Here is a 13,643-nt window from a genome sequence, read left to right as displayed (position 1 = left end):
GAAGCCGATTATGCAAAGATGCGCGCCATCGCGCGCAGCGTTCAGCCTGATTTTACCGCGCACGTTATTTAGTCGTATTCGAGCCGCGGCCGTTCAGCACTGACGGCAAGCCCAGGAAGGCGGCAAAGGTGCGAGCACCGCCCGGGTGCCTAGGTCAGAGCAGGACATACAGGGCTGGACAATGTCTAAATTCTACCGTCAAAATAAAATAGGACATAATGATCAATTCCGTGTCGGGATATCACCACCACCTTAGGACAAACCTGACGCCCATGCACAGCCATCTCGAAACAGCCGTGGACCGTATCTTCGATTACCTGCGGGCGTGCGGATCGCTGATCGCGGATCGCCGACGCCCGGGGTTAAACCCGGCGGAGGTGGAGGCGCAGATCGGTGCCCTTGGGCTGCGGCCGCCGACAGATCTGGTTCAGCTTTATGCCTACTGCGACGGCACAACGACAACAGCAGGGAAGGACTTGCTCGGAAAGATAAATTTTTTCCCAGCGTTTTACTGGATGAATCTGGACGAAGCGGTCACCGTCTATCACTCACTCAGCAATTACAGCTCGTGGCGCCGATCGTGGTTGCCGATTTTTGCCAATGGCGGCGGTGATTTCTACGTCGTGATCTGTGAAACCACATCACCCTTCTTTGGTGAAGTGCTGCTGGTGATGTATGACGAAACCGATCACATTGCTGAATTTCAAAATGTGTCCGCCATGTTCGAGACGATTGAGCGCTGTTTCGTAGAGAAGGCATTTTTCTGCTCTGACGGGTATCTTAAAGCCGATTATGCAAAGATGAGCGCCATCGCGCACAGCGTTCAGCCTGATTTTGCTGAGCACGATATTTAGTCGTATTCGATGCAACTGGTTCCCAGAGAGCAGCATAAGTCAGGAAGCATTTTCTGGGATGTTCTGCATGACTGACGTTGCCAATCGCTGCAGAAGCGTTTTTGGACGGAGCGCAAGCCGCCAGGTTCGAGACGATTGAACGCTGTTTCCCACCCGTTTCGACCTGTGAACGAGATGGGTTTCGCAAATTGCTCAACCCATCCGACGCGCCAAGCAAAAAGAATTTGACACGTCGGGCAAATCACCGCTATATTGTCATCGTCGCAAGAGGTGAGCCTGCGGTCGGGAAACTGGCCGCGGGATTTTTATTTCCTGGCCTCTCGATCGGCGAATTTTTCGCAAGCGGCGTCCTTGCTCCGTTCCCGGATGTCGGGTTGCTCATCCGCTACGGGGCTGCGCCAGCCCGCGGGTCGACCCAACGCTACCGGCAAGCTTAACGACATCTTTGAAAATACGGGGGCGATTGATCGCGCCCTGATATTTTCCCGCGCCACGGGAGAGCAGAAATCTTGAACGCGCCTTCACTGCCTCTGCAGGGTCCAGCGACCGCCGCTCCTCGATTGCCACGGGAGCTGCCGCCGATCGCCACGCCCGTGCCACCGCCAAAGCCCGTGACTCATGACGTCACCATCGTCACCACCAAGAAGCTTGCCCAGGCCAGGGTGCTGGGCGTGCCGCCGGAAGAGTTCGGTATCGAGCGCGGCGCCCGCAATATCGCCGACTGCAACTATTGCTTCCATGATGTGGTGACAAAGACCCGCGCGCAACTGATCGCGGAAGGCTTTGACGAAGAGCAAATCGATACGGTTTCGATCTATACCGGCAATACCGAGATCGAAACCCTGGCGCGCGACAGCGTGCAGGAGCATTTCAGCGTCAACAGCGGCGGTATCAACAAGGCCGCCGAACTGCTGCGCATCACCGAACACTATGTGAGGATCGATTACGAGGGCAACGGGCGCCCCTGCCTCTATCAGGTCATTACCGGCGGCGACCAGGGCGAAATCCTGAAGAAGGACGGCAAGGACTGCATCACGCCGTTCGACGTCATCCCGTTCGCGGCGACCACGCCGGTACCGATCACGCACCGCTTCTTCGGCCGGTCGATTGCCGATCTGGTCATTCCGGTGCAGCGGGAAAAGACCGCGCTGAAGCGCGGCGCGCTGGATAATCTCTATCTGCACAATAATCCGAGGGTCGAGGTTGCCACGCAAAACGCCGGGCCCAATACCCTCGACGATTTGCTGGTCAGCCGCCCCGGCGGCGTCGTTCGCACCAGAACCGCCGGCGGACTGAACTGGCAGGTGGTGCCGGATATCACCGGCTCGATCTTTCCGATGCTGCAATATCTGGATTCCGAACTTGAATCGCGCACCGGGCTATCGAGGCAGACGCAAGGGCTCGACGCCAACGCCTTGCAAAACCAGTCGGCGACGGCGGTGGCGCAGGTTTTCAACGCCTCGCAGATGCGGATGAAGCTGATCGCCCGCATCATGGCCGAAGGCGTGCGCGATATCTTCTCGCTGTTGCACGCGACGATCCGAAAGCACGGTTCCGAGGCGCAAACCGCGCGGCTGCGCGGCGGCTGGACCACGGTCGATCCCCGCGGCTGGCGCACCCGCGACGACATGACCATCAATGTCGGGCTCGGCTCGGGCGGGAAGGCCCAGCAATTCGCCCAGACCATGGCGATCGGCAACGTGCAGAAGCAATTGCTGGCCGGCGGCAAGGCCAACCTCGTCGGCGACCGCGAGCTCTATAACACGGCGGCCGAACTCACCCGCATCATGGGGCACAGGAACCCCGACAGGTTCTTCAACGATCCGGATGCCAGGGATCCGCAGTCCGGTCAATTGCTGCATCCGCCATTGCCGCCGCCGCCAAGCCCCGAGGTCATCAAGGGCCAGGTGCAGATGCAGATCGCCCAGACCAAAGCGCAGCACGATCAGCAGACGGCGGCGCAAAAAGCGCAGCTCGAGCAGGCCAAGGCCCAGACCGACGCCCTGCATCAGCAGATCAAGGCGCAAGCCGATATCGAGATTGTAAAAGTCAAGGCCGAGCTGGATGCCAAGCTTGCGGTCGTCGATGCCCATGTCAAGGCGCTGGTTGCCGAGCAGGACGCCCGTCACGCGCAGCAGGCGCATCATGCCGATATGGCCCAATCAGCGCTCGGCATGATGGCGACGGCGCAAGCGCACGACATGAAGATGGAGCAGATCAAGGACGCGAGGATTGGGGAATCACTTCCAGGAGCCCGCAAGGCGAAGGACGGCAAGCATTATGTCAGCGATCCCGACAGGCCCGGTAAATTCCTGATGGTGGTTCCTCATGGCTGATTACAGCCTGGTGGCGGTCGATCATCAGCCCGAGTTCGATCATTCGGTGTTGCCGGTCGATCATGATCCGTTCAGCGGCGGCGCCGATGACATGATCGCGCAGGCGCGCGCGCAACTGGCTTCGCAGAATTTGCGGGACCCCGCGACGTTCGATCCGCGGACGTACGCGCCGACAAATGAAGCCAGGCAGATCGCCTCCCGCATGCCAGTGATGGAGCGTAGCGTATTCAACATGCTGCGCGGGGCCGCGGATGCCGTCGCCTATCCCGCCGATGTCTACGCGGGGCGGGCATCGCCTGATGATACTGCGCGGGGTCTGAATATGGCGCTGACCACGATCGGCGGCGCGGGACCTTTCGTACGGTGGACGGCGAGCTTGGAGCGTGAGCTGGCTCAATCAGGGGGTAAAGCGCTGGAGTCTAGGTCATCATTGATGTATAATCCTCCGATAAAAGCGCCTCGATCATTCGAGGGCGACTATCCCGGCGGAGGCATTGCAGATGAGTCAGGAAAACTCCGATTCGACATCGACGGAAACCCCCTCACCGGAGCGCACGTTAGCGGGCGTCAAGTGGTGGGAGGACCGGATGTTGCCATCGCGCCAGCGCAATATGACGCAATCGCAGAGGGATCGATTGGCGCGATCCCTGAGGCTCGATCGGCAAATTCGTTACCACGGGGTACCGCCGGGCGTTATAGTCAGATACTGACTCCTGATGGACCAGAGCGCTCGATAGCCTACCTCAAAACGCTCAATCCGCCCGCGGCGGAAAAAGTCATTGCCCATGAAATTGGCCACGCGCTCGACGAGATGTCAGGCCAGATCCCGACCGCGGGCCTCAACACCGAGCTGCGCCAACTCTACAACACCCTGAACACCGGGCGCGAGCGCACCGCTAATCTGACCGGCCCCCAGCACCTCGGCTATGGCAAGGAAGAAGCCCCGCGCGAATTGATGGCGGAAGCCATCCGCGCCTACATGGTCAACCCGAATTATATCAAGACCGTCGCGCCGCAGACAGCCGCGCGTATTCGCCAGTACGTCAATGCTAATCCGGCGCTCAACCGAACGATACAGTTCAACGCCGGCGGCTTGCCATTACCGCCAGGGCTGGCGCTGGTCCCCGTCGATCACGATCCCTTCGCCGGACCGCAATGACTGACGAAGACACCCTCTCCCAAGCCGCCAGCGAGGGCGCCCGCGCGCGGCAGTTGCTTGAGAACGATCTGCTCGCGGAGGCCTTCAAGGGGTTGGAGGAAAGCTATACGGCTGCCTGGAGATCGACCACGATCGACGATGTGGCCGCGCGTGAAAAGCTGTTCCTGGCGATCAGCATCGTCGGCAAGGTCCGCGATCATCTCACCGCCATCGTCACCAACGGCAGACTGGCGGAAACCGAATTGCGACAGCTTGCCGAAACCGCCGAACGCAAACGCCGCTTCGGCATCATTTGAGACCTCAGAGGAAAAATCCATGACCGACGAGACCAACTCGGCGCCCGCCGAGCCGATCACCGCTGTTGCGCTGCCCGCCGATGCGCCGGCATCGTTCAATTCCGCCGAGTCCGCCGCGAAATACATGATCTCGCAGCGCGGGAAACAGAACCCCTCTGCCGAGCGCGCCGAACCCGCGACCGCAGATCCCGAATTGTCCGAATCTGACAACGCCGCCCCGGAAACGGACCCCGGCGAAGAACCCGACGCAGCCGACCCTCAAGCCATTGAGCCCATCGAGCCGCCGAGGTCTTGGACCAAGGCCGAGAAAGATCGCTTTGCGACCTTGCCTCGCGAGACGCAGGAGTACCTGCATTCCCGCGAACAGGAACGGGAGCGTGAATTTCGCCGCAGTCAAAATGAAGTCGCCGACCAGCGCAAGGCCATCGCGGCCGAGCGTGAAGCGGCGGCAAAGGTAAGGCAACAATACGAGGCCCAACTACCGATCCTCATGCAAACTCTGCGGGACGCCCAGCAATCGGCATTTTCCGATATCAGGACCATCGATGATGTGCAAAGGCTGGTGGCCGAGGATCCGCTCCGATATCTGCAATGGCAGGCGCACCAGACAAAGCTGCAGGCTGTCAATGCCGATCTGGAGCGGTCGAGGGGACAGCAGGCACAAGCCGAACAATCCAGATGGGCCGAACACGTCAGCAAGGAAAACGAGCTTGCGGCCGAATTCATCCCCGAGCTTGCTGACAAGGTCAAAGGTCTCGCGTTGACAACCCGCGTAGCCCGGGAGCTACTGCCCGAACTCGGCTTCAAGCCGGACGAACTCGCCGCGCTCGCCAGTGGAAAGGAAAGACTTTCCATCTATGACCATCGCGTGCAGCGACTCCTCGCCACCGCCTTGAAATACGCCGACGTGCAGAAAGCCTCCAAGGCTGCCGTTGCCAAACCATTACCTCCGGTCCAGCGGCCCGGAACGGCGAGGCCCTCCGGCCAAGCCAATTCCGAGCGCATTCAAGCCCTCACCGAACAGCTCAACCAAACCGGATCGCTGAAAGTCGCGCAGGAATTGCGCGCGCTGCAAGCCAGCCAGCGCCGGGCATCATAAAGGATCTCAACCACCATGGCAGCCCCTACCAATACCTTCACCACCTACAACGCGATCGGCGATCGCGAGGATCTGTCGGATTTGATCTACCGCATCGACCCCGTCGACACCCCCGGCATGACGGCGATCGAGACCGAGAAGGCCACGGCCGTGAACCACGAATGGCAAACCCAGGCACTGGCGGCGGCGAACGGCGCCAATGCCCAGCCCGAAGGCAACGATTTTACCGGCGTTGCCGTGACGCCGACCGTGCGGCTCGGCAACATCGCGCAGATCAGCGCGAAATATCCGGTCGTCTCGGGCACGCAAGAGGCCGTCAAGCATGCCGGCCGCGCCAATGAAATGGCCTATCAGGAAATGCTCAAGGGCATGGAACTGAAGCGCGACATGGAAACCGTGCTGTTCGGCACCAACCAGGCCAAGGTGAATGCCGATCCCCGCAACTGCGCTTCGATCCTGTCGTGGATCAAAACCAACACCTTCAAGGGCGCCGGCGGCGTCGACCCCGCGGCGGCGGACGGCACGGGAACGCGAACGGACGGCACCCAGGCGCCGTTCACCGAAAAGAACCTCAAGGGCGTGCTGGCTGGCGCATGGACTTCCGGCGGCAAGCCCAGTCTGATCCTTGTCGGATCGTTCAACAAGCAGGTGTTTTCGACCTTCACCGGCCGCGCCACGCCGATCGAGAAAACCAAAACGAAGAAGGTCGTGGCTTCCGTCGATGCCTACGAGTCCGACTTCGGCACCCTGAAAATCGTTCCGGACCGGTTCATGCGCCAGCGTGATGTTCTCGTGCTCGAAACCGACAAATGGGCGGTGGCCTATCTGAACGGCCGCAAGTTCGTCTCGATCTACATCGCGCCGACCGGCGACTCCATGAAACGACAGATCCTCTCCGAATACACCCTGGTCGCCCGCAACGAAAAAGCCAGCGGCGGCGTGTTCGACAACACCACCGCGTAAGCCCGACATCATCGCAACCCCTCGCGGGGCGGCCCTCGGGTCGCCCCTTTTCCTTTTGGAGGTTTACAATGCCGCTTCCGACACCCCATCCGCTCGATAATCAGTTTATCCAAGGCTACTGCCCGAGCGTCGGTGCCGCGCCCGCGACCGTCTATATCCGCATCCCCATGCGCTGCCAGATCGTGCAGATTTCGTCCTGCCTGCAGGGCGCGATCGCGACCGCCAATGCGTCTTGCGGGGTCGCGCTCAACGGCGGCGCGTCCTTCGCCACGCTGACGATCCCCTTTACGAGCTCTGCGGCCGGTCAGGTCAATACGGTTTTGCCGAATTCGATCACCTGGGCCAACGAGGGCGATGTCATCAGCATCACGCCATCGGGCGCCAGCGGCGCCGCGGCGGCGATCTTCGACATTTCCATTCTGCAGGTCTGACGCCGATGCAGGTCAATAACCCCCTCGCGTCCTTCACGCGGCCGAACAACACCACCACCTATGCGCCCGGGCAGCTCGTCGCCAATTCGGTGACGGCGGGCGCCGTGGTGCCGCTCACGATCAATCTTGGCAACTCGTTCGGGCAGGGCCAGTTTCGCCTGACCCGGGCGCGGCTGTTCAAGAGCGGCACCGGCGTCACCAACGCCACCTTCCGCATTCATCTCTATGAGAAGTCGCCGGTCTGCGCCAACGGCGATGGCGCAACCTGGCTGACGGATAGTTGCGGGCACTGGCTCGGCAATATCGATGTCTCGTCCATGCTGTCCTTCAGCGATGGCGCGGCGGGCACGGGATCGTGTCCGGCCGGCTCCGAGCAGTTCATCAAGACCGATGCGGGCTCTACCCTCTACGGTCTGTTGGCCGCTCTCGGGGCCTATACGCCGGTCGCCAACGAGGTGTTCACGCTGGTTCTCGAGGAAGTGGACGCCTATTGATGAATGTTCGCTTTCATCTCGATGCCAACGGCCGCGATATGGCCATTGAGCACACCCAGGACGTCGAGCCGATCCTGGAATGGAATAAGGCGGCGCGGCGTGAAGAACAGCGCTCGGATTGGGGGCGTCATGTCGCGCGCATTCCCAATGTTGTCCTGGTGAAGTGGCTGGATGAGGAATATGCGAAAGGCCGCACGGGCTTGCGGATGTTTTCGTCCGAATTCGACGAGATCGTGCAACGCAAATTGCAAGACCCCGAATGGGCTTATCTGCGCACGGACAGACCGGCCTTGCAGGTGGGCTGGTTGTGAGCGGGGATAGCGGCCGTTGACTCTGTTCTTGTTATGTTCCAGGATGGCGAGCGGACTAATTCTCTGTTTCCGTGCAAAACGTGGTCCGATGACAGGCCAGGGCATCATCGGCCATTCCATCCACGCAACCGGTGAAGACGAATGTGCTCCTCCATTCTCCGTGCCAAGCGATCGTCGCGCGTTCGTTCCGAGGGTGCGCGTCTTGTTCCCGCTCAAGCTACTGTCGCGACGGCTGGGGGCGACGGGTTTGGTCTTCCCTCTTCCCTCGCGGAGCCACGGTGGATTGGTCGACGAGTCCGGCGTGCCGGCTTTGCGATCGCGCAGCTCATCTGCCTGCTGACCGCGGTTGCGACGTCAGGACATTGCGCGGCGGCCGCGGACCGGCCGTTATCTGCCAGCATTGTGTCGACCTTCGATTTCCAGGTAAGAGCGCGTTTCTGCTACGATCGCGTACCAGAAATTATTTATTTTCAGCACGACCAGGAAAGGGACCTGACCTCACTTGAAGCCAGATCGATCGATGGGCATGTCAGAACGCTCTTTCAGTTCCCTGGCTTCGGAAACGAGGGGTCTCTTTCCTGCTCGCAAGATGGTTCCACGATCGCCGCTATCTACGGCCACGACCAGAAATTGTTCATCCAGAAGGGCTCGGAAGTTGCAGTCTATGAATTTGCCAAACCCCTTTTGTATTCCGTAGTCGGGAAATATTCGCTGCTCTCGGCTGACGGGTCCATGATCAGTGTTCCCGGTGAGCCGATACACGTCTCCGGTTCCGATGTCTTGATGCAGATGCGATTTCTTAAGACAGAAATAGGCGAGGATGTCTTCTTCGAAGGCGGAGATGCTTACGTAGACAAGGATCGTCGGATAGATCTTTATCGATACAGTGATGACGGTTGGAAGAGGCAGGGCTCCACGGCCAAGCCCCCTGGCTTCGATGTCAACGAAATCAGCCGCTGCGGAAGGCAAATCCTGGCGTCACTCGGGAACGATTATGTTTCTCGATTCCTTACACTCGACCAGCAGTCGGGTCCTGTCGATTGGTTGAGCCGCATCGGCGTCAGAAGCCTGCTTAAGGCCTTCAGCAGCCTGGTGAGGATCGATGGCGGCTATGGCCAATGCGTATTTCCCCTCTTGGCAAAGCGCGATGTTCGAAACGTTTTGTTGGGGATCGTCACTTTCGACAATGAAAGAATGCAACGGTTTGCCATCGAGGGACCACCGCTCGCATTGTCTGACCACAAGATCGGTCTCAGCAAAGATGGATGCTACGTGTTGTTTTCGGCGTTCAAGCAGGTTCCGGAAATTCCAGAGTTCACAATGCGGCAGCAGGCCATAGTAGTGAAGTTAGCCGCGCCTGGCTGCAAATAATAGTCCCGCTGAGAGGTATCGATGTCTTACAGATATCCGGGTTTCACGCTCGTACATCCATTTCCCGAGCCGCGCCCGAAGGAGAAGTTTGGTTATCACGGCGGGGCGGACTATGCCGCCCAAGCGGGAACTCCAGTGCCGGCCCAATATGCTGGTACTGACCTTGCCTTTGCCAATGCCGCAGTTCGACAGGCCACTCGGGTTCATCGACGGCAAGCTGGCGCCGCTGCCGCTCTTTGGGCCAGCCGCTGATCCCAACGCGCCGGGCGATGCGAGTTGGTTGCCTGCGCCGGCTGGCGGCGCATGGGGCGACCACATGTCGCGAGCATCCGCCATTGACGCCGGCGCGCCGGCGGTAACGATCGCTCCCTCCGATCCATATCCGCCGGGCGGTCAGCCAGGCCTGCTTGCCGGGCTGGCTGGCATCGATCCGCGGCATACCAACCAGCCTGCAGCCCCGCCTCTGGAAGACCGGCTGCGCGGCTTCTATCGCGATGACCCGCTGCAGCCGTGGTTCGTTGAAGGACGGCGCTAGATGCGAATGGGGCACTCGGTGCGCGAAGCGCGTTCCTCCGGCGCGATCCGCAACGCCCGGCGGCTGTGCCGGTCCAGTGGCCCTGCACAAAATATCCTGAAACTATCGGCGATAGGTTACGGGGAAAGTGCACCAAAAGTCCTAGCGCAATGAGTAACGTCGTGATGTTCGTCTTGGCGGACTTTACCCGTCCGCGGAGCGTGACTAAGCCTTGTGATATCCATCGGAGCCGCCATGGTGGTCGGCATTGACAGCGCCGGATGCCGAAAATGACGCGCATAAAATATCTTTTGGCAATTTTCGTCGCGGCGGGTGGGTATGCATTACCATTGCTCGCCTATTCCTTTGAAGCCTCTGCTGGTTGGCTGGTTTGGATGTTTCTTGCCAGTTGGATTCCGTTGTTTTTCTTCTCCTTAAGCGCCTTATTTCGGCGCAACTGGAGAGCGGTTGCGGTTTTCTCGGCCACGTGGGTGTTGGCTTTGTTGCCCCTCCTTGAGGTTGAGCCCGTGGAACGATTTCGCTTCTGGCTTCTCGTCCAGGGCTTTCGCATCCATACCTCGCCAGTCGAGGACTATCTGTCCAGATGCAGGTTAACCGAGTTCGTGGAGAAGGGCGCCAAGCAAACGGTTGGTGAATGTGAATCCAACGGCGGCGTGTACGACAACGCTGCCTATGTCGTCTTTTACGACACGACGGGGGAGATCGCATTGCCTGTGTCCCAGAGAACCCCAGAGTGGATGGATGCGATGTATCACTATTCTCCGAAAAAGGTGCTGAGGGACTCGGAAGATCGCGCCGACCACCTTATTGGAAAGTTCTATAGAATCATAATTGATCATGAGGAGTTTGACGGCGACACCGTTTACTGACCCTCGCATGCCTGCTCGGCGGGCTCGATAATGGCGCGACGGTATCGTTGCCAGCGGATTGATTAAACCAGGACGGCATAGGACATTTCGTGACACAAATTGTCGACTACACGTCGCTGCAGAGCGCGGTGACGGAATATCTGGCGCGCGACCAGGATACGACCCTGATCGCACGCATTCCGACCTTCATCCAGCTCGCGGAAGCCAAATTCAACCGGATGCTGTTCTGCCGCCAGATGGAGCAGCGATCGACCGCGCTGATCGATGTCACGCAGGCCGAGCCGCAATACATCGCGCTCCCTGCCGATTTCCAGTCGATGCGGCGGGTGAAGCTGAAAAGCACAAGCCCGAGCGTGCGGCTCGATTACAAGTCGTCGGCGCAGATGGACGAATACCGCACAAGCATCGGCGACGTGATCAATCAGCCGTTGTTCTTCACGATCTTCGGAAACGAAATCGAGCTCTGCCCGACGCCGGATCAGGATTACACGGTCGAGATGGTGTACCGGCAGAACCTCGCGGCGCTGGCCTCGAATTCCACCAACTGGCTTTTGACGCTGGCGCCCGATCTCTACCTCTACGGCGCACTGCTCGAATCCGCGCCGTACATCAAGGAAGATGCCCGCATCCAGACCTGGGGCTTGGGCTTCACGTCCGCGCTCAACGACGTCAACGGGCTCGGCCAGATGTCCACCTACAACGCGGGACCGCTCGATATCCGCATTTCCGGAGTTACACCCTGATGGCCGCTTTCAACAAATTCAACACCTTCGTCGGCGACGTCGCGCACGCGCTGCATGACATGAAGACCGGGACGGCCCAGGTCTATCAGGTCTACCTGACCAACACCCCGCCTGTGGCGTCCAACACGGTCTACAACACGCCGGCCGATCTTCCGACGGCGAACGGCTACACCGCCGGCGGGGTATCGATCGGCGCCATTACCGGCGCCCAGGCGGCCGGTGTATTCTCGTTCTCCGGCGGCACCAATCCGTCCTGGACCGCCCAGGGCGGCTCGATCGGGCCGTTCGAATATGCCGTGCTCTACAATGTCACGTCCCCCACCAAGCCACTGATCGGCTGGTGGGACTATGGCGGCCCGATCACGCTGACGAACGGCAATACCTTCACCGTGACGCTGCCGTCGCCAATACTGACGTTGACCTGATGCCGGGCTTTCTCGACGTTTGCCGCTTCAATCCGGCGCTCGGCGGCACCACCGATTGGACCTATTCGACCGTCGTGCAGGGCTATCAAAGCCCGAGCGCTGCCGGCGCGGTCAACGGCACGGTGTACCGGTATCGCGCCGAAAGTGCTGATCTCTCGCAGTGGGAGATCGGATATGGTGCCTACAATTCCGCAACCGGCGTTTTCGCGCGCTCCGTCGTGCTGTTCAATTCGTCGGGCACTACCGCAAAGATCAACTTTTCGAGCGTGCCGCAGGTAGCGATCGTGGCGGTTGCGGAAGACCTCACGGCGATCGTCTTGCGCAGCTATCTTGCCGGGTTGACGCTTTCGACAGCAGGATCATCCGCGACGTTTTCGGTCGCTGCCGGCGTCGCCGGCGACAGTACCAACGCCGACATGATGACGCTTTCGGGGTCGATATCAAAGACCACCTCATCATGGACCGCAGGAGCCGGAAGCGGCGCGCTCGATACCGGCGCGATCGCCAACAATACCTGGTATCATGCCTATCTCATCAAGCGCACCGACACCCAAATTGTCGACGTGCTGATCTCCCTTTCGGCTTCAGCACCGGCGCTGCCGGCCAATTACACGCTGGCGCGTCGCATCGGATCAATGAAAACCGACGGGTCCGCGCACTGGCTGGCGTTCACTCAGTATGGCGACAATTTTATATGGTCAGTCGCGATAAACGAAATAAGCACCAGCAGCCCATCGACGTCGCTGACATCAGTCACGCTTGGCGGCGTTCCTCCCGGTATCGCGACCATCGTTCATATCAGAGGCATTTATACCAGCGCTACAGCCGGCAATGAAGTGCTGATGGCGGCGGGTGACGAAACTTCCACGTTGGACGGAACGTCAAGCGGCCGCAACCGAACGGCAGAAGTCGCGACAGCGAGTATCGCTTCAGTCTTTCAGATCGATCTGCAAACAAACGCCAGTGCTCAAGTGAAATATCAGTCAACGACGACATCCGCCACGTTGGACTTCAATACGTTTGGTTGGATCGATCGGCGCGGCAGGGACGCCTGAGATGTCGCTGCTCGGATTCGATGCGCCCGGGCGCCTTGCGCTCGGGCAGATGACCAGGCCGGCCAACGCCACCAACACCATTTTATTGGCCGGGGCCGGGTCTTATGCCGAAACCGGCAACGCCGCAGCGTTCGCAGCCCTACTCGGCGCTGTCGTCGGGTCGTTTGCCGAAACCGGCAATGTCGCGGCGTTCTCCGTTCGGTTGGCGATCAGTGCGGGGAGCTTCACCGTCACCGGCAACGCCGCGCATTTCTCGCCCGACGAAATCGCCCTGACCGGAAGCTTCACTTTCACCGGCAATGCCGCGACGCTCAATCCGACCATGGGCACGGCGACGGGCGCTTATCTCCTCTCAGGCAATGCCGCGTCGCTCGATCCAAGCCTTGGGGCGGCAACGGGCGCCTACATCATCACCGGCAATGCCGCGACGCTGACGCGCGATCTTGTCAATTGGCTGCCCGCGGGCCCGATCGCTCCATCATGGTCCGCCGAGGCGGCGCCTTCGTCCGCCTGGACGGCCGAGAGCGCGCCGGCAACAGCATGGACTCCTGAATTCACGGTGCCGACCTGATGCCGCTCAATCAATGGGGACCGTGGACGCCGGACGTTTCAGACTATGAAGGCGGTGGCGTCAAGAACATCTCGAACGTATTGCCGCGCGGCGATGGCTACGGGCCATTCCCGTCCTTTTCGGCGTACACG

At 60.1% G+C, this 13,643-nt stretch carries 17 protein-coding genes; all 17 read left to right on the top strand.

From position 1 onward, the window contains the following. Positions 1-145: 145 nt before the first annotated feature. The 17 genes from ABSG20_RS15545 to ABSG20_RS15465 all read left to right on the top strand — a co-directional run bounded on the left by ABSG20_RS15545 (position 146) and on the right by ABSG20_RS15465 (position 13,512). Positions 146-256: a NucA/NucB deoxyribonuclease domain-containing protein gene (locus ABSG20_RS15545; protein ID WP_423865394.1), complete on the top strand. Its 111-nt coding sequence runs from the start codon at positions 146-148 to the stop codon at positions 254-256. Further along, complete coding sequence (locus tag ABSG20_RS15540) at positions 219-854, top strand: SMI1/KNR4 family protein (RefSeq protein WP_423865393.1); 636 nt, start codon at positions 219-221, stop codon at positions 852-854. Before ABSG20_RS15545 ends, ABSG20_RS15540 begins: the two co-directional genes overlap by 38 nt. Positions 855-1,363: 509 nt before the next feature. Next, positions 1,364-3,190, top strand: a complete 1,827-nt coding sequence (locus tag ABSG20_RS15535; RefSeq protein WP_423865392.1) for a portal protein — start codon at positions 1,364-1,366, stop codon at positions 3,188-3,190. After that, positions 3,183-4,349 (top strand): hypothetical protein, encoded by a 1,167-nt coding sequence (locus ABSG20_RS15530; RefSeq protein ID WP_423865391.1) that lies wholly within the window; start codon positions 3,183-3,185, stop codon positions 4,347-4,349. Before ABSG20_RS15535 ends, ABSG20_RS15530 begins: the two co-directional genes overlap by 8 nt. Then, a complete protein-coding gene (locus ABSG20_RS15525) occupies positions 4,346-4,645 on the top strand; it encodes a hypothetical protein (protein WP_423865390.1) in 300 nt (99 codons plus the stop codon). Before ABSG20_RS15530 ends, ABSG20_RS15525 begins: the two co-directional genes overlap by 4 nt. 19 nt (positions 4,646-4,664) lie before the next feature. Next, positions 4,665-5,744, top strand: a complete 1,080-nt coding sequence (locus ABSG20_RS15520; RefSeq protein WP_423865389.1) for a hypothetical protein — start codon at positions 4,665-4,667, stop codon at positions 5,742-5,744. A 15-nt stretch (positions 5,745-5,759) separates the two neighbouring features. After that, positions 5,760-6,707: a DUF5309 domain-containing protein gene (locus ABSG20_RS15515; protein ID WP_423865388.1), complete on the top strand. Its 948-nt coding sequence runs from the start codon at positions 5,760-5,762 to the stop codon at positions 6,705-6,707. Between the two features lie 68 nt (positions 6,708-6,775). Continuing rightward, entirely contained in the window at positions 6,776-7,138 is a 363-nt protein-coding gene (locus ABSG20_RS15510; RefSeq protein WP_423865387.1) for a hypothetical protein, read from the top strand. Positions 7,139-7,143: 5 nt separating this feature from the next. After that, a complete protein-coding gene (locus ABSG20_RS15505; RefSeq protein ID WP_423865386.1) occupies positions 7,144-7,632 on the top strand; it encodes a hypothetical protein in 489 nt (162 codons plus the stop codon). Beyond that, positions 7,632-7,943, top strand: coding sequence for a hypothetical protein (locus tag ABSG20_RS15500; protein ID WP_423865385.1), 312 nt, complete (start codon positions 7,632-7,634; stop codon positions 7,941-7,943). Before ABSG20_RS15505 ends, ABSG20_RS15500 begins: the two co-directional genes overlap by 1 nt. Before the next feature lie 141 nt (positions 7,944-8,084). Then, positions 8,085-9,314 carry a hypothetical protein gene (locus ABSG20_RS15495; RefSeq protein WP_423865384.1) on the top strand — a complete coding sequence of 410 codons (1,230 nt, stop codon included), beginning with the start codon at positions 8,085-8,087 and terminating at the stop codon, positions 9,312-9,314. A 112-nt stretch (positions 9,315-9,426) separates the two neighbouring features. After that, positions 9,427-9,849, top strand: coding sequence for a hypothetical protein (locus ABSG20_RS15490; protein ID WP_423865383.1), 423 nt, complete (start codon positions 9,427-9,429; stop codon positions 9,847-9,849). A 269-nt stretch (positions 9,850-10,118) separates the two neighbouring features. Then, positions 10,119-10,718, top strand: coding sequence for a hypothetical protein (locus ABSG20_RS15485; protein ID WP_423865382.1), 600 nt, complete (start codon positions 10,119-10,121; stop codon positions 10,716-10,718). A gap of 89 nt (positions 10,719-10,807) precedes the next feature. Then, positions 10,808-11,461: a phage adaptor protein gene (locus tag ABSG20_RS15480; protein WP_423865381.1), complete on the top strand. Its 654-nt coding sequence runs from the start codon at positions 10,808-10,810 to the stop codon at positions 11,459-11,461. Then, positions 11,461-11,886: a hypothetical protein gene (locus ABSG20_RS15475; RefSeq protein ID WP_423865380.1), complete on the top strand. Its 426-nt coding sequence runs from the start codon at positions 11,461-11,463 to the stop codon at positions 11,884-11,886. The genes ABSG20_RS15480 and ABSG20_RS15475 overlap by 1 nt, the downstream gene beginning before the upstream one ends. Then, on the top strand, positions 11,802-12,941 hold the full coding sequence (locus tag ABSG20_RS15470; protein WP_423865379.1) for a hypothetical protein: 1,140 nt from the start codon (positions 11,802-11,804) through the stop codon (positions 12,939-12,941). The genes ABSG20_RS15475 and ABSG20_RS15470 overlap by 85 nt, the downstream gene beginning before the upstream one ends. A gap of 1 nt (position 12,942) precedes the next feature. Continuing rightward, positions 12,943-13,512 carry a hypothetical protein gene (locus ABSG20_RS15465; RefSeq protein WP_423865378.1) on the top strand — a complete coding sequence of 190 codons (570 nt, stop codon included), beginning with the start codon at positions 12,943-12,945 and terminating at the stop codon, positions 13,510-13,512. The last annotated feature ends 131 nt before the right edge of the window (positions 13,513-13,643 follow it).

This window comes from Bradyrhizobium sp., from assembly GCF_049512235.1.
Taxonomy (GTDB): domain Bacteria; phylum Pseudomonadota; class Alphaproteobacteria; order Rhizobiales; family Xanthobacteraceae; genus Bradyrhizobium.
The sequence above is the reverse complement of the archived record's forward strand: the minus strand, read 5'-3'. Positions and strand labels throughout refer to the sequence as shown.